Genomic DNA, 20024 nt, shown 5'->3' with positions numbered 1-20024 from the left:
ACTGCAGGGGGGACCCTGTGGGAGAGTAGGACGCCGCCGAACAATTTTTCCGGGAGACCCCCGTGCCATAAGGCACGGGGGTTTTCTGCGTTCTGCGGGCAATTCCGCGAATGCGGGCTCCTGCTTCCGGGCGTTCCTCCCGCCCTGTTCTCTCTTCCAGGAAGGGAAAACCGAGATCAGGGCGGGACCGCTCTTCAGAGCCGGCCGGCAGCCTTGAGCGAGAGGTAGGCGTCGGCCAGCGCCGGAGCCAGGCTTTCCGGCAGTGCGTCCACCACGACGGCTCCGTGGCGCTGGAGTCGTTCCGCGACATGCATGCGCTGGGACTGGGCGCGGGTGCCTGCGGCGGCCTCGTAGATCGCCTCGGCGGAGCCCCTCCTGCGGGACATCTCCTCGACGCGGGGATCAGCCACGGCCGCCACGATCACGGTGTGGCGCCTGGTGAGCTGCGGAAGGACAGTCAGCAGCCCCTGCTCGGCGGGGGCGCCGTCCAGGGTGGTCAGCAGCACGATCAGCGACCGCTGCGGAGCGGCGGCCAGAGCGGCGGTGCTCATCCCCCGGGTGTCCGTTTCGACTAGTTCGGGCTCCAGCGTCGCCATGGCGTCCACCACCCTCGCCAGCACCTCTCCGGTGGCCGTACGGCCTCCGACCCGAACCCGTACCCGCCGGTCGTAGGCGAGCAGGTTCACCTGGTCCCCTGCCCGCCCCGCCAGCGCGGTGAGGAGGAGCGCGGCGTCCATCGCGGCATCGAGCTTCGGTATGTCACCGACCCGGCCGGCCGAGGTGCGGCCGGTGTCGAGGACGATCAGGATGTGGCGGTCCCGTTCGGGGCGCCAGGTGCGGACGGCCACCGCCGACTGCCGTGCCGTGGCCCGCCAGTCGATGGACCGGGTGTCGTCACCCGGCACGTACGGGCGGAGACTGTCGAACTCGGTTCCCTCGCCGCGGCTCAGCGCGCTCGTGCGCCCGTCGAGCTCGCGGAGGCGCGCGAGACGGGAGGGGAGGTGCTTGCGGCTGGAGAACGGCGGGAGCACGCGGACGTTCCACGGAACCCGGTGGTAGCCCTGGCGTGCCACGAGACCCAGCGGGCCCAACGACCGGACAGTCACCCGATCGGGGACACGATCCCCCCGTCGGGTCGGCCGGAGCAGCGTGGTGAGCCGCCGTGCCTCGCCGGCGGCCACGGAGACCGTATGGCGGGACGCGCCGGTCTCCGCGGCCGTGGCTCCACTGCTCGGAGACCAGGCGTCGCGGAGTTCTGCACGGAGACGGCGGCGGGAGCTGTTGGTCACGGAGAGTTGCACCGAGGCGCCGTCACCGAGTCGAACAGATGTATCACCGGATCGGGTGAAACGCAGGCTGCGCACTGGTGCTGCCAGGGCGTAGTCGCACAGAATGGCTAGCGAGAGGGGGGCATTGACCGCGAGCATCCCGGCCCAGCTGGGGGCCAGGATGCCTACGGGGAGTGATCCTGCGGCGGCGAGGAGAGCGGCTCTTCCGGTGAGGGCCATGGTCACCGCCTCACCGGGGGACAGGCACGAGGGCGAGGACCGCCGTGATGACGGCGTCCGGGGTGACGCCCTCCATCTCGGCCTCGGGCCGCAGATGGATGCGATGACGGAGTGCGGGGAGGGCGAGGGCCTTCACATCGTCGGGGATGACGTAGTCCCTGCCGGTGAGCCAGGCCCAGGCACGAGCGGCGGAGAGCAGCGCGGTGGCGCCGCGGGGGGAGACACCGAGGGCGAGCGAGGGGGATTCACGGGTGGCACGGCAGAGATCGACGACATAACCGGCGACCTCGGGGGAGACCGAGGTCGTGGCGACAGCGGCTCGGGCGGCTTCCAAGTCGGCTGGTCCGGCGACGGGGGATATGCCCGCCGCCTTCAGGTCACGTGGGTTGAAGCCCTCGACGTGACGGGTGAGGACGTTGATCTCCTCCTCCCGGGTGGGGAGAGGCACCGTCAGTTTCAGCAGAAAGCGGTCCAGTTGGGCCTCGGGGAGGGGGTACGTGCCCTCGTACTCCACCGGGTTCTGGGTGGCGACGACGAGAAACGGATCGGGGAGGGGACGAGGGGTTCCGTCGACGCTGACCTGTCGCTCCTCCATGGCCTCCAGGAGCGAGGACTGCGTCTTGGGGGGAGTGCGGTTGATCTCGTCGGCGATCAGCAGGTTGGTGAAGACCGGACCTGCCTGGAAGGAGAACTCGGCGGTGCGCGCGTCGTAGACCAGAGACCCGGTGACGTCACTGGGCATCAGGTCGGGTGTGAACTGGACACGTTTGGTGTCGAGTTCGAGGGAGGCGGCCAGAGCGCGGACGAGCAAGGTCTTGGCCACACCGGGGACGCCCTCCAGCAGGACGTGCCCCCGGCAGAGCAGGGCGACGACGAGTCCGGTGACGGCCGGGTCCTGACCGACGACGGCCTTCGCGATCTCGGAGCGCAGGGCTTCGAGTGATGCGCGGGCGTCGTCGGAGTTCCTGGGAGCCGCGGAGGTCCCTGGAACCGCCGGGGTCGGGGCGCTCATGACGTGCGTACCTCTCTTTCGAGGGCGTCGAGTTGGTCGGCCAGGCGTACCAGTGCGGTGTCGTCGGCCGGGGTCGCGCCGAAGAGCAGGGCATCGAGGTCGCCGTCGGCAGGGAGCCGGGCGGAGAGTGCGGGGACGAGTACGTCCGGGGACTGCGCGTCGCGGGGCGAGACACCCACGAGCGGGGCGAGCCGGGCACGGGCCGCCTCGCGGAGCAGGGCGGCGGCACGGTCGCGTGCGCCGGCCTTCCGGTAGAGGCGGGCGTGACCCTCCGTCGCTTCGGAGGCGTGGACGGCGACCGGCAGGTTCTCGGTCACCAGCGGACCGAACCTGCGTCCGCGCCAGACGGCTGCGAGCAGGGCCGCGACGGCGAGTTGCAGCGTGCCCCACAACCAGCCGGAGGGGATCAGATCGAAGAAGTCGGGCTCGTCGTCCCCGGAGGAGCCGGCATCGGTTCCGTGGTCCTGGCCGGAGCCGCTACCGGTGCGGTGGTCCTGCCCGGAGCCGGACCCGGTGCCGGTGCGGTGGTCCTGTCCGGAGCCGCCGTCGTTGTTCGTGTCCTGACCGTCCTCCGTGGCGGACGGGTCGGAGAGAGAGGGGAGGTACCAGACGAGATGCGTACGGGAGCCGAGGAGTTGCAGGGCCAGCGAGGCGTTGCCCTCGTGGGCGAGGTGCTGGTTGACCAGGAGATGGGGGGTGCCGAGCAGGACGGTCTCGCCGTGCTGCCGCGGGACGACGAGGAGCGAGGTCAGGTGGTGGTCCGGGTAGCAGCCGAAGGCTCCGGGTCCGTCCGTCGCGTAGGTGACCCCGCCCAGGTCCGCCGTGCCCGCGCGGCGGGCGGCCGGGTACGCACAGGCGGCGGCGCGCGCCGTCACCCCGACGGTGGGGCCGACGTCCACGCCGGGGGCGAGTACGGGGACGGAAGGCTCTCCCGGAGCGACCAGGACGGTACGGCCCCCGGAGCCGGCGGTGGCGTCGGAGAGGCGTTCCTGCTGGGACTCGGTGAGCAGGTCCGGAGCGGCGACCAGGAGCGTGCTGTCGGGGCCGGCAGCCGAGACGGCGCCGTCGAGCGTGGTGACCACGTCGACGGTGACACCGCCCTGCTCCAGGAGTTCGGCCAGGGCCCTGCTGCCCTCCGGGTCGGCCGAGCGGGGATCGAGCGTCCCGTGATGGCTGCCGGGCTGCAGGGCCGCGATGGTGACGCCACCGATGACCAGGACCAGCAGAGCCAGCAGGAAGCCGCGGGCCCGCTTCCAGAGCTGTGCGGGGGTCGCGGCCAGGGAGGTGGAGCCCGGGGCCTGACGCCTGTCGGCGGGGCCGGGAGCGGTACCCGCGCTCGTGGAGCCCGGGGCGGCACTCGTACCGGCGGGGCCGGAGGTGGGCCGGGTGGGCCCGGTCATCCGACGGCTCCTGTCGTGACGGCGGTCGCGGGCCGCGCTGCTTCGAGGTCGCTGTCGAGGGTGCGGACGGTCAGATACGCGGTCTCGTCCGCCGTGCGTCCGCCGTACGTGAGGGCGTCGAAGGCGCGGGCCGCGGTGCGCAGGCGGGCCGCGTGGTCCGGCAGTCGGCGTCCGGCCTCTTCCGCCGCCTCGTCGGCCGTGCGGCCGGGGCGGGGGTCGAGCAGTGCGCGCTCCTCCAGGGAGCGGACGATCGCGCGGGTGCGTTCCTGGACCGCCTCCGTCCAGCGGAGAGCCGCCGCGTGCCTCTCGGCGGCGGTGCGGTGCTCGGCGGCACCGCGCGGTCCGCTCTCCCGGAAGAGGGGCTTGGCCGAGCCGGCCGCCCGCTTCGGCGTGCCCAGCCGCCACCAGAGTGCGGCGGCCAGGCCCACGGCCAGGAGAATCAGCACGAAGACGCCCCACGGTCCCCCGGGCGCGATGCCGGTGGCCGAGTCGAAGAGCCCGCCGATCCAGTCCCAGAAGGAGTCGAAGGCCCGTCTCAGCAGGCCGGGGTCGCCCTCGTGGTACATCCCCTTGGACAGTTCGGTCTTCGCCGCCTCCCGCGCGGGAACCCGTGGGGTGTCCACGGGGATGTCCCCGGAGATGTTCGCGAACCTGGGACCGGCCCACGCATGTGGCCCCGATGTGCTGGTGCCCCCCGCACCCATCATGCCATCAGCCTCCGCTGGTCGTGTATCCGGGGAGCCCGGCGGCACGGCCGAGTTCCAGGTCGAGAGCCTCGCGGCGGATGCGCTGGTCGACGTAGACCAGCGAGATCACACCGGAGACGAAGGGGTACGTCAGCATCGAGATGAGGACGTTGCCGATGCTGGACACGACGAGGAAGAGCCAGCCGGTCGGGGTCGGATCGCTGCTGAAGAGCCCACCGGACGTGCTGCCGTCGACGGAGAGCCCGATCAGGAGGAAGGGGACGCCGATGACCAGGGTCACGACGACGACGCACGCGCAGGTGGCCGCCAGAATGCCGAAGATCCGCCACCAGGCGCCTCGGACCAGCTTCGCGGACCGGCGGAGGGCCTGGCCCACCGACTGGCGCTCCAGTACCAGGGCAGGGGCCGCGAGGCAGGAGACGACCATCAGCCAGAGGGACACTCCGGAGGCGGCGAAGAACCCGAGCCCGAGGAGTCCGGCGCCTGCCGCGGAACCGACGAGCAGTCCCGGGGTCACGCCCACCGCCATGATCGCCACGATCGTCACCGCGAGCAGCAGTGCCAGCCCCACCACACCCGGGATCCGGGGGCGAACCTCCGCCCGGACCTCGGCCGAGGTGGCGGTGCGGCCCAGCACCGAGCGGCTGACCACGACGCCGAGCACCGAGGCGGTGAAGAGGAAGGCGGCCATGCCGAGGACCGCGCTCGGCGCGCTCGTGATGAGCATGGACCGCATCGCGTCGAAGGACTGACGGAGGGCCTCGGCGTCGGAGACGTCCGGGTCGATCGTGATCGGTTCGGGGAGAAGGAAACGCTCGACCAGGACGGTGACGATCTGCACGAGGACGGCGACCACCAGGCTGACTCCCAGCGCGGTACGCCAGTGGGCACGCATGGCCGCGACCGACCCGTCGAGCATCTCACCGACGCTCAGCGGACGGAGCGGGACGACACCCGGCTTGGGCGCCACCGGAGCATGGCCCCAGTTCGGGGAGCCGCCCCAGCCCGGGTACGCCTGCCGCGTCGGCTGACCCCAGCCCGGGTAACCGCCGGGGTTCTGGCTGCCGCCCCAGCCCGGCGCCGGCGGGGCATTCCCCGGGCCGGGTGCGGGCGGAGCCGGGGCGGACCACTGGCCGGGCGGCGGCTGGGCGGGAGACCACTGGCCTGCCGAGCCGCTGCCGTTGCCGCCGGCGCGGTTCGGGCCGCGCCCGTCCGCAGGGCCCTCGCCCGAGGGGTTTGCGTCTGCGGGGATTCCGTTCGCGCTGTCCCCGTTCGCGGAGTTCCCGTGCGGGCTGTCCCCGTTCGCGGGCCGGGAGCCGGTGGGCGGTTCGGAGTCGACGGGTCCGGAGGGGCGGGGTACGCCCGCGCCCTGCTCGTCGGAGGGCGCGGATCCGGGCGGGGCCCAGCCCGGAGAGTCGTTCATTCTGGCTCCTTCACCGTCCTGACCGCGCATCGGGGCGGCAGGTTGGCAGCCATCGTGCCACGCGGGGCAGAAGTACGTTCGAGGTGCTTCTGGTTGGCACCTTCATATGTGGGCCTCCCAGCGGGCAGACTGGGCGGATGGCTGATCAGGACGCGCAATCGCCGGTGGGCGCCGAGCCCCCCGCGCTTCCCGTACTCCGCTGGGACGAGCCGCCCGAAGGCCCGGTCCTGGTACTCCTCGACCAGACCCGGCTCCCCGCCGAGGAGGTCGAGCTGGTCTGCACCGACGCACCCGCCCTGGTGCGGGCGATCCAGACGCTGGCGGTGCGCGGGGCACCGCTGCTGGGCATCGCAGGGGCGTACGGCGTCGCCCTCGCGGCGGTCCGGGGATACGACGTGGACGAGGCAGCGGAGCTGCTGGCCACGGCGCGGCCCACCGCCGTGAACCTGGCGTACGGGGTCCGGCGCGCGGTCCGCGCCCACGCGGCGGCGCTCGCGGAGGGGGCGGCGCCCGAACGGGCCGCCGCGGCGGCGCTCGCCGAGGCGCGGGCCCTGCACCGCCAGGACGCCGAGGCCTCCGGTCGGATGGCCCGGCACGGCCTGTCCCTCCTGGACGAGCTGTTGCCGGCCGGAGGGCACCGCCTGCTGACCCACTGCAACACGGGTGCGCTGGTCTCCGGCGGCGAGGGGACGGCGTTCGCCGTCGCGCTCGCGGCGCACCGGCAGGGCAGGCTGCGCCGGTTGTGGGTGGGTGAGACGCGTCCGCTGCTCCAGGGCTCCCGGCTCACCGCGTACGAGGCGGCCCGGCACGGAATGGCGTACCAGCTGCTCACGGACGGCGCGGCGGGATCGCTCTTCGCGGCCGGGCAGGTCGACGCGGTACTGATCGGCGCGGACCGCATCGCGGCGGACGGCTCCGTGGCGAACAAGGTGGGGAGCTACCCGCTCGCGGTGCTCGCCCAGTACCACCATGTGCCGTTCGTCGTGGTGGCACCGACCACGACGGTGGATCAGGGCGCCCCGGACGGTACGTCGATCGTCGTCGAGCGGCGTTCCGGCCGCGAGGTGACGGAGCTCACACCGTCACGGTCCGCGTCGCGCGGGGGAGCGGGGGGCGGAACGGTCGTGGCACCGCTGGGAACCCCGGTGTACAACCCGGCGTTCGACGTCACACCGCCGGAACTGATCACGGCGATCGTCACGGAGGAGGGCGTCATTTCGCCGGTCACGAGGGCCGGACTGGCCGAGCTGTGTGCCAGGTCATCGCAGATAACGATTAGCTAATGGGATGATGTCGATTATGAAGGGACGCGTCCTTGTCGTCGACGACGACACCGCACTGGCCGAGATGCTCGGCATCGTGTTGCGTGGAGAAGGTTTTGAACCGTCGTTCGTAGCGGACGGCGACAAGGCACTTGCTGCCTTCCGGGAGGCGAAGCCGGACCTGGTGCTGCTCGACCTCATGCTGCCCGGACGGGACGGCATCGAGGTCTGCAGGCTCATCAGGGCCGAGTCCGGCGTGCCGATCGTGATGCTCACCGCGAAGAGCGACACCGTCGACGTCGTGGTGGGCCTGGAGTCCGGGGCGGACGACTACATCGTGAAGCCGTTCAAGCCCAAGGAGCTGGTGGCCAGGATCCGGGCGCGCCTGCGGAGGTCGGAGGAGCCGGCGCCCGAGCAGCTGACCATCGGCGACCTGGTCATCGACGTGGCGGGGCACTCGGTGAAGCGGGAGGGGCAGTCCATCGCGCTGACCCCGCTGGAGTTCGACCTGCTGGTCGCGCTCGCCCGCAAGCCGTGGCAGGTCTTCACCCGTGAGGTCCTGCTGGAGCAGGTGTGGGGCTACCGGCACGCAGCGGACACCCGTCTGGTGAACGTGCACGTCCAGCGGCTCCGTTCCAAGGTCGAGAAGGACCCCGAGCGGCCCGAGATCGTCGTCACCGTGCGTGGCGTCGGCTACAAGGCCGGACCCAGCTGACATGACCCGAGGCAGCGCTGCTCCTGGCCCCGGGGAGCCCGGAGCCCCCGAGGAGCGGGCTGCCGGACCGGGGCGTTCCGGTCTCCTCCGGGGCGGCCGGTTGTTCACCGACCGGACGCCCGGAGGCCCGTTCCCGCGCCTTCTGCTGCGCTGGGTGCGGCGTCCGCTGCTGCCCGCCGTGCGGGTGTGGCGCCGCAATCTCCAGCTGCGCGTCGTCGCCGGCACCCTGCTGATGTCGCTCGGCGTCGTACTGCTGCTCGGCTTCGTCGTCATCGGGCAGGTGCGCAACGGTCTGCTCGACGCCAAGGGCAAGGCCGCCCAGACCCAGGCCGCCGGCGGGTTCGCCGCGGCCCAGGCGAAGGCGAACGAGCCCCTCACCCCCGGCCGGGAGGAGGGCACCGACGGCATGTCGGCCAACACCTCCTGGCGGACCGACCTCGTCGACCAGCTCGCCAGCGGCGGCGCCAACGCCTTCAACGTGGTGGCGCTCAGTCCGGACTCCGTGAGCCGGGGGACCGCCAGCCGGGCACCACGCGGTTCGGGGAGCGTGGAGGCGTCCAGCGTCCCGGACCGCCTGCGCGAGTCGGTCGACAAGGGCCCGGGCGCGTTCCAGACGTACTCGCTGATCCGGTACTCCTACGGAAAGTCGCAGCCCGGGCTCGTGGTGGGCAAGCGGCTCTACGACATCGACCACAACCCCTACGAGCTGTACTACCTCTTCCCGCTCACGCAGGAGGAGAAGTCCCTGGCGCTCGTCAAGACGACGCTCGCCACCGCCGGGCTCTTCGTCGTGGTCCTGCTCTGCGCCATCGCCTGGTTCGTGGTGCGCCAGGTCGTCACCCCCGTACGGATGGCGGCCGGGATCGCCGAGCGGCTTTCGGCGGGGCGGCTCCAGGAGCGGATGAAGGTCACCGGCGAGGACGACATCGCCCGGCTCGGCGAGGCCTTCAACAAGATGGCCCAGAACCTCCAGCTGAAGATCCAGCAGCTGGAGGAGTTGTCCCGGATGCAGCGCCGCTTCGTCTCCGACGTCTCGCACGAGCTGCGCACTCCGCTCACCACCGTGCGGATGGCGGCCGACGTCATCCACGAGGCGCGGGTGGACTTCGACCCCATAACCGGCCGCGCCGCCGAACTGCTCGGCGATCAGCTCGACCGGTTCGAGTCCCTCCTCTCCGACCTGCTGGAGATCAGCCGGTTCGACGCGGGGGCGGCGGCGCTGGACGCCGAGCCGATCGACCTGCGGTCCGTCGTCCGCCGGGTGATCGGCGGTGCCGAACCCCTCGCGGAGCGGAAGGGCACCCGCATCCGGGTGGTCGGGGACGAACTGCCGGTCGTGGCGGAGGCGGACCCCCGGCGGGTCGAGCGCGTCCTGCGCAACCTCGTCGTCAACGCCGTCGAGCACGGCGAGGGCCGGGACGTCGTGGTGCGGATGGGCGCGGCCCAGGGCGCCGTCGCCGTCGCGGTGCGCGACTACGGCGTCGGACTGAAGCCCGGTGAGGCGACGCGCGTCTTCAACCGCTTCTGGCGTGCCGACCCGGCCCGCGCCCGTACGACCGGGGGCACCGGGCTCGGACTGTCCATCGCCGTGGAGGACGCCCGGCTGCACGGCGGCTGGCTCCAGGCGTGGGGCGAGCCCGGCGGCGGCTCGCAGTTCCGGCTCACCCTCCCCCGCACGGCGGACGAGCCGCTGCGCGGGTCCCCGATACCCCTGGAGCCCGAGGACTCGCGGCGCAACGTCGCGGACCGCGAGCGCTCCGGTGCGGGAGACACCGGTACCGCCGCCGACGGCCGGAACCGGGTGATGGCCGTACCCCACCAGCCCAGCTCCTCCGACCGGGGCGCGCTGCCCGCCTCCGCCCGGCCCGGTGCCGCCCGGCAGGCCCCCGCCTCGGTCCACCCCGCGGCGCTGCCCGGCAGCGGGGCGCGCGTGGTCGCCCGACCGGGTTCCGCTCCCGCGGCCCCCGCACCGCAGATCCCGGAGCAGCCCCGGGAGCACATCCCCGGGCAGCCCCGGGAGCAGATCCCCGAGCAGGCCGGGGAGCAGATCCCGGACAGGTTCCCGGACCAGGAGGACACCCGACGTGGGTTCTGACCGTCGTAGGGACGGCCGCCGCCGCAGAGCCGGGCGGGCGACCGCGGTGCTCGGCCTCGGCGTCCTGCTGCTGGCCGGCTGCGGGTCGATGCCCGTCGTCGGGGACGTCAAGCCCGTCGACGCCTCCCAGGCCGGTGACGCCCAGGTGCAGGTCTACGCCGTTCCGCCCCGTGACGGCGCTGAGCCGGGCGAGGTGGTCGACGGTTTCCTGGAGTCGATGACGAGTGACGACCCCTCGTTCCGGACGACCCGCACCTATCTGACGCAGGACGCGGCCCGCGCCTGGCGCCCCGCCGCCGGCACCACCGTGCTCGCCAAGGCCCCGAACCGCAACGCCCCCGCCCCGCTGGGCCCGGAGCCCGAGGCGACGGACACCACCTACACCCTCAGTGGCCAGAAGGTGGCGGAGGTCGACGCGCAGAGCTCGTACCAGCCGATCGCGCCCGCCGACTACGTGCAGAGCCTGCACCTGGTGCGGGAGAAGAGCGCCGACGGCAAAAAGGAGTGGCGGATCAGTTCCGTGCCGGACGGGCTCGTGCTCGGCCAGTCCGACTTCAAGCGGCTCTACCGTTCCGTCAACACCTACTACTTCGCGTCCGGTTCGGCGGACGGTCCCGCCGCGCTGGTCGCCGACCCCGTCTACGTACGCAACCGGACCGACCCGGTGACACGGATGGACGCCACCACGCAGACCATCCGGACCCTCCTCGACGGGCCGACCGACTGGCTGCGGCCCGTCGTCGATTCCAGCTTCCCCACCGGTACGACGCTGCAGAAGGGCGTCACGTCGCTGGCGCCGGACGACCAGAACGTCCTCAAGGTGCCGCTCAACAAGGAGGCGGCCCGCGCCACCCGGAGCGCCTGCCGGAGGATGGCGGCCCAGGTGCTCTTCACCCTGCGGGACCTGACGTCCGCCCGGGTCGAGCAGGTGGAGCTGGAGAACGGGCGGAAGGTGCTCTGCTCGCTGGGGGCCGAGGAGACGAGCGGGTTCGCCCCCGACCGCGGCTCCGGGGCACCCGTCGGCCAGTACTTCGTCGACGAGGGGAAGGTGCTGCGGATTCCCGGTTCGACCAAGGGCAGCGGCGAGCCCGTTCCGGTGACCGGCCCGCTCGGCGAGGGCACCCGGCCGATGAGCGCGGTCGGCGTCTCCCGCGACGAGGAGAAGGCGGCCGGGGTGACGGCCGACCGGACGCGGCTGTACGTGGCGTCCATCGTCGAGGAGGGCGAACTGCCCGCCGAAGCTCCGGTCGTCAGCCACGCGGCGTTGGCCGACGACCGTCTGTCGGCTCCGAGCTGGGACGGCCGGGGCGACCTCTGGGTCGCCGACCGCGACCCGCGCGAACCCCGGCTGCTCAGGCTGGCCGGCGGTGAGGGCACCCCGCAGGAGGTCGCCGTACCGGGTCTCGGCGGGGAGCGGATCGAGGCGCTCCGGATGTCCGCCGACGGGGTGCGGATCGCGCTGCTCGTGGGGGAGAAGGGCCACCGGACGCTGAAGATCGGCCGGGTCGAGAGGGTCGGCTCCGGTGCCACGCAGCAGGTGTCCGTCCAGGACCTGCGCCAGGCCGCGCCGCAGCTCACCGACGTCACCGCGGTCTCCTGGTCCGGACGCGGCCGGCTGGTCGTGGTCGGCAAGGAGGAGGGCGGGGTCCAGCAGGTGCGCTACGTGCAGGCGGACGGGTCCACCTCGTCCTTGGAGGTGCTGCCCGGCGTCAACCAGGTCGAGTCGATCGCCGCGGCCGACGACGAGCTCCTGCCGCTGATGGCGGACACCATGAGCGACGGCATCGTGAAACTGTCGCCCGGCGACAACTGGCAGACCGTGCTGAAGAAGGGCACCTCGCTGGTCTACCCGGGCTGAGGCCCCGGACCCGCGGGTCTCCCAGGGCTGAGGCCCCGGCCTCGCGGGTCTCCTGAAACCGGGCCCGGCCCGTGTCCGGCGGTGTTGTCCACAGGGGTGGCGTTGCCGTGGGGCGGCGGGCAGTGTGGTGGTGTGCGGGAATGGTGGCGGGAGTTCGCCGGACTGGTCCTGCCGGTGTCCTGCGGGGGCTGCGGCAGGCCGCGTACGGAGCTGTGCGCCGCGTGCGGCTCGGCGCTCGGCGGCCGGTCACCGCGCCGGGTGCGGCCCTCGCCCGAGCCGCCCGGCCTTCCGGTGGTGCATGCCGCCGCCCCGTACGAGAACGCCGTGCGCGCCCTTCTGCTGAGCCACAAGGAGCGCGGCGCCCTGGCGCTCGCGGGGCCGCTCGGTGACGCCCTCGCGGCGGCCGTACGGGCCGGGCCCGCGTGGTCCGGACGGGGCGGGCCCCTGCTGCTCGTGCCCGTACCCTCCGCCCGTCGTTCCACAGCCGCGCGGGGGCATGATCCGGTACGGCGCCTCGCCCGCGCGTCGGCCGCCGCGCTGCGGCGCTCGGGCACCCCTGCGCGGGTCCTCCCCGTACTGCGGCAGCGGCGCCGGGTCGCCGACCAGGCGGGGCTCCGGGCGGCCGAGCGGCGGGCCAATCTCGCGGGCGCGCTCGAGGCCGTCCCCGGTGCGGAACGGCTCCTCGCGTCCGGCCCGGTGGTGCTGGTGGACGACCTGCTGACGACCGGGTCGACGCTGGCGGAGGCGGCCCGCGCGGTCGGTCCGGCACTGCCCCGGACGGGCGGGTTCCCGCCGCCCCGAGCAGTTGTGGTCGCAGCTTCTCCGTCTGCCTTCGGAATAAACCGGAACTGACAGAAATGTTTCATCTCTGCAGGTGGTGGAAGGGCAAAGGGGCCTGAACGGAGGTACGCGTGAGTAGCGGGTGCCGAGAAGGCGGTCGGCACGCTATGTTCGGTGGTGAGGAATGGTGAACCCCAGGCCTCGACGAATGCACCACCAGGTTTCGGGCAGGCCGACAACCGGAGTTCAGCTGTCGGAAGATCGGTGGGATGGTGAACCCGCCGGTGGGCAGGAGGAGGTGGAAGGTCACCGAGTCCGAGGCTCCGGAACGCCACTGGAGCCTGGTGCAAAAGGGAGGCGCTCCGCCACCGTTGCGGAGCGATCCGGGAACGGAGTTCTGCGTGGACATCGTCGTCAAGGGCCGCAAGACCGAGGTGCCCGAGCGGTTCCGCAAGCACGTGGCCGAGAAGCTGAAGCTGGACAAGATCCAGAAGTTCGACGGCAAGGTGATCAGCCTCGACGTCGAGGTGTCCAAGGAGCCGAACCCCCGTCAGGCCGACCGTTCCGACCGGGTGGAGATCACGCTCCGCTCGCGCGGTCCGGTGATCCGGGCGGAAGCGGCTGCGGGCGACGCGTACGCGGCGCTGGACCTGGCCACGGGCAAGCTGGAGGCGCGGCTGCGCAAGCAGCACGACAAGCGCTACAGCCGCCGCGGCAACGGCCGTCTGTCGGCCGCCGAGGTCGGTGACGTGGTGCCGGGCACGGCAGCGTTCGACGAGGACGGCGAACTGGTCAACGACCAGGCGGCCCAGGAGGTACCCACCACGAAGTTCGGTTCGCTGGAGGTACAGGGCGAAGGCCCGCTGGTGATGCGCGAGAAGACGCACGTGGCGGCCCCGATGCTGCTCGACCAGGCGCTCTACGAGATGGAACTGGTCGGCCACGACTTCTACTTGTTCGTCGACGCGGAGACCAAGGAGCCCAGCGTCGTCTACCGGCGGCACGCGTACGACTACGGTGTCATCCACCTGAGGACCGATCCGCTCGCCGCCGACGAGGCCGGTGGCGCGGGCGGTGCGCTCGGCGGCTGACGGACCGTTGCGCGGTGCCCCTGGAGAGCGTGCGCGCCCCCGGGGGCACCGGCGTGCGACCACGGGACCTCCGTTCCGGCGGCCGGGCATGAAAGCATGGCCCCCCGAGCCAATCGGTATGCGGTGCAGTGCCGTTGGCGACCGTGTGTGATTGCAGGCCGTGGCCTTCAGGGGGAGGAACGATGGCGGACACCTTCGGGCCCGTGCGCGACACGAATGTTTCCGGAGACGCTGCCCGTACCCGAGCCGGCGCGGACGAGGACACCTCGCCACGCAATGAGCCCATCCGGGTCCTGGTGGTGGACGACCACGCTCTCTTCCGCAGAGGACTGGAGATCGTTCTCCAGCAGGAGGAGGACATCCAGGTCGTCGGTGAGGCGGGCGACGGCGCGGAGGCCGTGGACAAGGCGGCGGACCTGCTGCCCGACATCGTGCTGATGGACGTACGGATGCCCAAGCGCGGGGGCATCGAGGCGTGCACCGCCATCAAGGAAGTGGCCCCCAGCGCGAAGATCATCATGCTGACGATCAGCGACGAGGAGGCCGACCTCTACGACGCGATCAAAGCCGGTGCCACCGGATACCTGCTCAAGGAGATCTCCACCGACGAGGTCTCCACGGCGATCAGGGCCGTCGCCGACGGGCAGTCCCAGATCAGCCCGTCCATGGCGTCGAAACTCCTCACCGAGTTCAAATCGATGATCCAGCGCACCGACGACCGGCGCCTTCTTCCCGCTCCCCGGCTCACCGACCGTGAACTCGAAGTCCTGAAACTCGTGGCCACCGGCAAGAACAACCGCGACATCGCCAAGCAGTTGTTCATTTCCGAGAACACCGTCAAGAATCACGTCCGCAATATCCTGGAGAAACTCCAGCTCCACTCCCGGATGGAAGCCGTGGTCTATGCCATGCGGGAGAAGATCCTGGAGATCAGGTGAACAGCCCTTCCGCGTGAGCGCCGGCTCACCGGCGCGCGGCGAAGAACGCCGCCCCGAGCGCCCCGGTCAGTGGCTCCCGCAGCTCCGGGGTGTCCACCCGCTCCAGCCGTACCTCCGTGCAGCCGACCCAGGAGGCCGCCTCCACGAGCGCCGCGGCCATCGGCGCCACCGCCTTGGGGCTCGCCAGGGACACCTGACGGGCGACCAGTGTGGTGCCCTCGCGCGCCGGGTCGACGCGGCCCTGGAGCCGTCCGCCGGCCAGCAGGGGCATGGCGAAATACCCGTGCACCCGCTTGGGCTTCGGGGTGTACGCCTCCAGGCGGTGGGTGAACCCGAAGATCCGCTCGGTGCGCGCGCGTTCCCAGATCAGGGAGTCGAACGGTGACAGCAGCGTCGTGCGGTGGCGCCCGCGCGGCTCGGCGGCCAGCGCCTCCGGATCGGCCCAGGCGGGCTTCCCCCAGCCCTCCACCGACACGGGGACGAGCCCGGAATTGGCCACCACGGCGTCGAAGTCCTCGGCCTTCAGACGGTGGTAGTCCGCGAGATCGGAGCGGGTGCCGACCCCCAGCGAGCGGCCGGCGAGCGCGACGAGCCGTCGGCGGCACTCCTCGTCGCTCAGGTCGTCGTGGAGGAAGCGGTCGGGGATCGCCCGCTCGGCGAGGTCGTAGACCCGCTTCCACCCCCGGCGCTCGGTGCAGACCACCTCGCCGTACATCAGGGCGCGCTCGACGGCGACCTTCGTCGCGGACCAGTCCCACCACTCGCCGCCGTTCTTCGCTCCGCCGAGCTGGGTCGCGGTGAGCGGCCCCTCGGCGCGCAGCTGCGCGATCACGGTGTCGTACGTGCCGGTGGGCAGCTCGTGGTGCCACTGCGGGCGGTCGCGGTAGGCGCGGCGGCGGAACGCGAAGTGCGGCCACTCCTCGACGGGCAGCACGCACGCCGCGTGCGACCAGTACTCGAAGGCGCGGCCCCCCGACCAGTACGCCTCCTCCACCGCCTGGCGGCCGATCCCGCCGAGCCGGGCGTACGGAACCAGCTCGTGGGACCGGGCCAGCACCGAGATGGTGTCGAGCTGCACCGCCCCGAGATGTCGCAGCACCCCCGGCACCCCGGCACGCCGGTCCGGTGCCCCCAGGAACCCCTGGGCGCGCAGCGCGATCCGGCGGGCCTGATCGGCGGAGAGTTCGACCACGGGGGGCTGCACGGGCGGCTCGGACGTCATGGAGGCACCTTAGAGGGCGCCACCGACAGCGGTCGGGGGGACGGACGAGGGCCCCCGACCGGTCACGGCCGTTTCCGAACCGCCCCGGCCGGTCTCGACCGGATCCGACTGCTCTCGACTGAATCCGCGCACTCCGGATCGGTCCCGACCGGTGCTGGCGGATCCCAGATAGTTCTGACTGTTCTTGACCGGTCTGGACTGGGTCCGACTGGTTCTGGCCTGTCCCGACCGGGACACGGATCAGCCCGGCGGGGGCAGGTACGCGGCGGACCCCGGCGGACGCGCCCCCGCCTCCGGCAGCCCGGAGCCGGTGAGCCGGAGGCCGAGGCGGGAGGGGATCCGCCCGGGGCCGGACGCCGGAAGTCCCAGGTCCACCGGGAAGAGCGAGGCGCTCCAGAGGTTCCGGCGCACACCCCCGGCCGTCGCCCCTCCGGTCCCGTCGGCCGCCTCCCCGGCCGCCTCGGGCCGCTGCCCGTCGTCCAGCCGGAAACCGGCGCGCAGGGCGACCGCGCGGGACGCCACGTTGCCCGCCTCGGCCCACCACTCCAGCCGGACCGCCCCCAGCACGGAGAACGCCCAGCGCGCCGAGCGGACCACCGCCTCCGTCCCGTACCCCTGTCCGCGGTGCTCCCGGGCGAGCCAGTAGCCGACCTCGTACGTGCGGGGCCCCGGCCGCCGGACGAGGCCGAGGGCGCCCGCCAGCGCGCCGTACCGCTCGACCAGCGCGAAGTGGTAGCCGGAGTCGTCCCGCCAGCCCGCCGGGGCGAGGGTGCTCGTGAAGAGTTCCGCGTCGGAGCGCAGGTAGGGCGACGGGATCTCCGTCCAGCGGAGGATCTCCGGGTCCTGGCAGGCGAGGTGCACCGCGTCCGTGTCCCCGGGGGTGAAGGGGCGGAGCAACAGGCGTCGGGAGGTGAGGGTGATCGGCTCCATGGGCGCATTCTGGTGACCGCGGGGACCGGGCGTGAGCACTTTCCGGGCTTCCCGGCACCTTCCAGGCTCTTCGGCCGTTGTCCTGGAAGGCGCGGTGAGGTCCACCCAGGGGCAGCCCTCCCGGCGCGGCGGTCTCCTCGCTTACGATGGCCGTTGCGGTGGGGCCCACCTGCCGTGCCCGCGCCAGAGTCCGTCAAACGACCCGGTGCCAGGCCCGACCGGCAAGGAGACCAGCCTCAGTGTCCGTCTTCAACAAGCTCATGCGTGCAGGCGAAGGCAAGATCCTGCGCAAACTGCACCGCATCGCGGACCAGGTCAGCTCCATCGAAGAGGACTTCGTCAACCTCTCCGACGCCGAGCTGCGGGCGCTCACCGACGAGTACAAGGAACGGTACGCGGCCGGCGAGAGCCTGGACGACCTGCTTCCCGAGGCGTTCGCCACCGTCCGTGAGGCCGCGAAGCGCGTCCTCGGCCAGCGCCACTACGACGTCCAGATGATGGGCGGCGCCGCCCTGCACCTGGGGTACGTCGCCGAGATGAAGACCGGTGAGGGCAAGACCCTCGTCGGCACCCTGCCCGCGTACCTCAACGCGATCTCCGGCAAGGGCGTCCACCTGATCACGGTCAACGACTACCTCGCCGAGCGCGACTCCGAGCTCACGGGCCGGGTCCACAAGTTCCTCGGCCTGACCGTCGGCTGCATCGTCGCCAACATGACCCCGGCGCAGCGTCGCGAGCAGTACGCCTGCGACATCACGTACGGCACGAACAACGAGTTCGGATTCGACTACCTCCGCGACAACATGGCGTGGTCCAGGGACGAACTCGTCCAGCGCGGCCACAACTTCGCCGTGGTCGACGAGGTCGACTCGATCCTCGTCGACGAGGCGCGTACCCCGCTGATCATCTCCGGCCCGGCCGACCAGGCCACCAAGTGGTACGGCGACTTCGCCAAGCTGGTCACCCGGCTGGTCAAGGGCGAGGCCGGCAACCAGCTCAAGGGCATCGAGGAGACCGGCGACTACGAGGTCGACGAGAAGAAGCGGACCGTGGCCATCCACGAGTCCGGCGTCGCCAAGGTCGAGGACTGGCTCGGGATCGACAACCTCTACGAGTCGGTCAACACGCCTCTCGTCGGGTACCTCAACAACGCCATCAAGGCGAAGGAACTCTTCAAGAAGGACAAGGACTACGTCGTCATCGACGGCGAAGTCATGATCGTCGACGAGCACACCGGCCGTATCCTCGCCGGCCGCCGCTACAACGAGGGCATGCACCAGGCGATCGAGGCGAAGGAAGGGGTGGACATCAAGGACGAGAACCAGACCCTCGCCACGATCACCCTGCAGAACTTCTTCCGCCTGTACGACAAGCTCTCCGGCATGACCGGTACGGCGATGACCGAGGCCGCCGAGTTCCACCAGATCTACAAGCTGGGCGTCGTGCCGATCCCGACGAACCGGCCGATGGTCCGCCTGGACCAGTCCGACCTGATCTACCGCACCGAGGTCGCCAAGTTCGCCGCCGTCGTCGACGACATCGCGGAGAAGCACGAGAAGGGGCAGCCGATCCTGGTCGGCACCACCTCGGTCGAGAAGTCCGAGTACCTCTCGCAGCAGCTCTCCAAGCGCGGCGTCCAGCACGAGGTGCTCAACGCCAAGCAGCACGACCGTGAGGCGACCATCGTCGCCCAGGCCGGCCGCAAGGGCGCCGTCACCGTCGCGACGAACATGGCCGGCCGCGGCACCGACATCAAGCTCGGCGGCAACCCCGACGACCTCGCCGAGGCGGAGCTGCGCCAGCGCGGCCTCGACCCGGTCGAGCACGTCGAGGAGTGGGCGGCAGCGCTGCCCGCCGCGCTGGAGAAGGCCGAGCTGGCCGTGAAGGCGGAGTTCGAGGAGGTCAAGGACCTCGGCGGGCTGTACGTCCTGGGCACCGAGCGCCACGAGTCGCGTCGTATCGACAACCAGCTGCGCGGTCGTTCCGGCCGTCAGGGCGACCCGGGCGAGTCCCGCTTCTACCTCTCGCTGGGCGACGACCTGATGCGCCTGTTCAAGGCGCAGATGGTGGAGCGCGTGATGTCGATGGCGAACGTCCCCGACGACGTGCCGATCGAGAACAAGATGGTCACCCGCGCCATCGCCTCCGCCCAGTCCCAGGTCGAGCAGCAGAACTTCGAGACGCGCAAGAACGTCCTGAAGTACGACGAGGTGCTCAACCGCCAGCGCGAGGTCATCTACGGCGAGCGTCGTCGCGTCCTGGAGGGCGAGGACCTCCAGGACCAGATCCGTCACTTCATGGACGACACGATCGACGACTACATCCGCCAGGAGACCGCCGAGGGCTTCGCGGAGGAGTGGGACCTCGACCGGCTGTGGGGCGCCTTCCGGCAGCTCTACCCGGTGAAGGTCACCGTGGAGGAGCTGGAGGAGGCCGCCGGCGACCTCGCCGGTGTCACCGCGGACTTCATCGCCGAGTCCGTCAAGGACGACATCCACGAGCAGTACGAGGAGCGCGAGAAGTCCCTCGGCTCCGAGATCATGCGTGAGCTGGAGCGCCGCGTGGTCCTCTCGGTCCTCGACCGCAAGTGGCGCGAGCACCTCTACGAGATGGACTACCTCCAGGAGGGCATCGGCCTCCGTGCCATGGCGCAGAAGGACCCGCTGGTCGAGTACCAGCGCGAAGGGTTCGACATGTTCAACGCCATGATGGAGGGCATCAAGGAGGAGTCGGTCGGCTACCTCTTCAACCTTGAGGTCCAGGTCGAGCAGCAGGTCGAGGAAGTCCCCGTCAAGGAGGACGCCGAGCAGCCCTCGCTCGCCAAGGAGGGCGCCGGTGTCGCGGCGGCCCCCCGGCCGGAGATCCGCGCCAAGGGTCTCGAAGCCCCGCAGCGCCCGGACCGCCTGCACTTCTCCGCCCCGACGGTGGACGGCGAAGGCGGCGTCGTGGAGGGCGAGTTCGCCGACAGCACCCCCGAGGGCGACGGCCTGACCCGTGCCGAGCGCCGCAAGGCGCAGAAGAGCGCGGGCGGCGGCGGGCGTCGCCGCAAGAAGTAGTCCGCGGCGGTCGACGACCGCAGGACG

At 71.8% G+C, this 20024-nt stretch carries 15 protein-coding genes; 8 read left to right on the top strand and 7 right to left on the bottom strand.

Annotated features, from left to right (window positions below):
• Positions 1-194: 194 nt before the first annotated feature.
• Genes ACFWEE_RS16600 through ACFWEE_RS16580 form a run of 5 tightly spaced genes read right to left on the bottom strand, consistent with a single transcriptional unit; the run spans position 195 to position 6050 of the window.
• Entirely contained in the window at positions 195-1508 is a 1314-nt protein-coding gene (locus ACFWEE_RS16600) for a DUF58 domain-containing protein (RefSeq protein WP_386889748.1), read from the bottom strand.
• A gap of 10 nt (positions 1509-1518) precedes the next feature.
• Positions 1519-2520, bottom strand: a complete 1002-nt coding sequence (locus ACFWEE_RS16595) for an AAA family ATPase (RefSeq protein WP_386889746.1) — start codon at positions 2518-2520, stop codon at positions 1519-1521.
• Positions 2517-3920: a DUF4350 domain-containing protein gene (locus ACFWEE_RS16590; RefSeq protein ID WP_386889745.1), complete on the bottom strand. Its 1404-nt coding sequence runs from the start codon at positions 3918-3920 to the stop codon at positions 2517-2519. The genes ACFWEE_RS16595 and ACFWEE_RS16590 overlap by 4 nt, the downstream gene beginning before the upstream one ends.
• Entirely contained in the window at positions 3917-4627 is a 711-nt protein-coding gene (locus ACFWEE_RS16585) for a DUF4129 domain-containing protein (RefSeq protein WP_386889743.1), read from the bottom strand. Before ACFWEE_RS16585 ends, ACFWEE_RS16590 begins: the two co-directional genes overlap by 4 nt.
• A 4-nt stretch (positions 4628-4631) precedes the next feature.
• Positions 4632-6050, bottom strand: a complete 1419-nt coding sequence (locus tag ACFWEE_RS16580) for a hypothetical protein (protein ID WP_386889742.1) — start codon at positions 6048-6050, stop codon at positions 4632-4634.
• A gap of 137 nt (positions 6051-6187) precedes the next feature.
• On the opposite strand from ACFWEE_RS16580, the gene mtnA reads away from it, so the two are divergent.
• The 7 genes from mtnA (at position 6188) to ACFWEE_RS16545 (ending at position 14789) form a co-directional block, all read left to right on the top strand.
• A complete protein-coding gene (mtnA, locus tag ACFWEE_RS16575) occupies positions 6188-7333 on the top strand; it encodes an S-methyl-5-thioribose-1-phosphate isomerase (protein WP_386889741.1) in 1146 nt (381 codons plus the stop codon).
• A gap of 4 nt (positions 7334-7337) precedes the next feature.
• Positions 7338-8027: a two-component system response regulator MtrA gene (gene mtrA / locus ACFWEE_RS16570; protein WP_007448372.1), complete on the top strand. Its 690-nt coding sequence runs from the start codon at positions 7338-7340 to the stop codon at positions 8025-8027.
• Position 8028: 1 nt separating this feature from the next.
• Complete coding sequence (mtrB, locus tag ACFWEE_RS16565) at positions 8029-10122, top strand: MtrAB system histidine kinase MtrB (RefSeq protein ID WP_386889739.1); 2094 nt, start codon at positions 8029-8031, stop codon at positions 10120-10122.
• On the top strand, positions 10112-11980 hold the full coding sequence (locus ACFWEE_RS16560; protein WP_386889737.1) for an LpqB family beta-propeller domain-containing protein: 1869 nt from the start codon (positions 10112-10114) through the stop codon (positions 11978-11980). The genes mtrB and ACFWEE_RS16560 overlap by 11 nt, the downstream gene beginning before the upstream one ends.
• Before the next feature lie 132 nt (positions 11981-12112).
• Entirely contained in the window at positions 12113-12832 is a 720-nt protein-coding gene (locus ACFWEE_RS16555) for a ComF family protein (protein WP_386889735.1), read from the top strand.
• 329 nt (positions 12833-13161) lie between these two features.
• Positions 13162-13851 carry a ribosome hibernation-promoting factor, HPF/YfiA family gene (gene hpf / locus ACFWEE_RS16550; RefSeq protein ID WP_386889733.1) on the top strand — a complete coding sequence of 230 codons (690 nt, stop codon included), beginning with the start codon at positions 13162-13164 and terminating at the stop codon, positions 13849-13851.
• A gap of 182 nt (positions 13852-14033) precedes the next feature.
• On the top strand, positions 14034-14789 hold the full coding sequence (locus tag ACFWEE_RS16545) for a response regulator (RefSeq protein ID WP_386889731.1): 756 nt from the start codon (positions 14034-14036) through the stop codon (positions 14787-14789).
• Positions 14790-14814: 25 nt separating this feature from the next.
• Here ACFWEE_RS16545 and ACFWEE_RS16540 read toward each other — a convergent pair whose 3' ends face one another.
• Together ACFWEE_RS16540 and ACFWEE_RS16535 are read right to left on the bottom strand one after the other, a co-directional pair.
• On the bottom strand, positions 14815-16011 hold the full coding sequence (locus ACFWEE_RS16540) for a winged helix-turn-helix domain-containing protein (protein WP_386889729.1): 1197 nt from the start codon (positions 16009-16011) through the stop codon (positions 14815-14817).
• A gap of 240 nt (positions 16012-16251) precedes the next feature.
• Positions 16252-16941, bottom strand: a complete 690-nt coding sequence (locus ACFWEE_RS16535) for a GNAT family N-acetyltransferase (protein WP_386889727.1) — start codon at positions 16939-16941, stop codon at positions 16252-16254.
• A gap of 239 nt (positions 16942-17180) precedes the next feature.
• Here ACFWEE_RS16535 and secA point away from each other — a divergent pair, with 239 nt between their 5' ends.
• On the top strand, positions 17181-19997 hold the full coding sequence (gene secA, locus ACFWEE_RS16530; RefSeq protein ID WP_386889726.1) for a preprotein translocase subunit SecA: 2817 nt from the start codon (positions 17181-17183) through the stop codon (positions 19995-19997).
• Positions 19998-20024: the final 27 nt, after the last annotated feature.

It is taken from the genome of Streptomyces sp. NPDC060184 (assembly GCF_042728795.1).
In the GTDB taxonomy this organism is placed as follows: Bacteria; Actinomycetota; Actinomycetes; order Streptomycetales; family Streptomycetaceae; genus Streptomyces.
The sequence above is the reverse complement of the archived record's forward strand: the minus strand, read 5'-3'. Positions and strand labels throughout refer to the sequence as shown.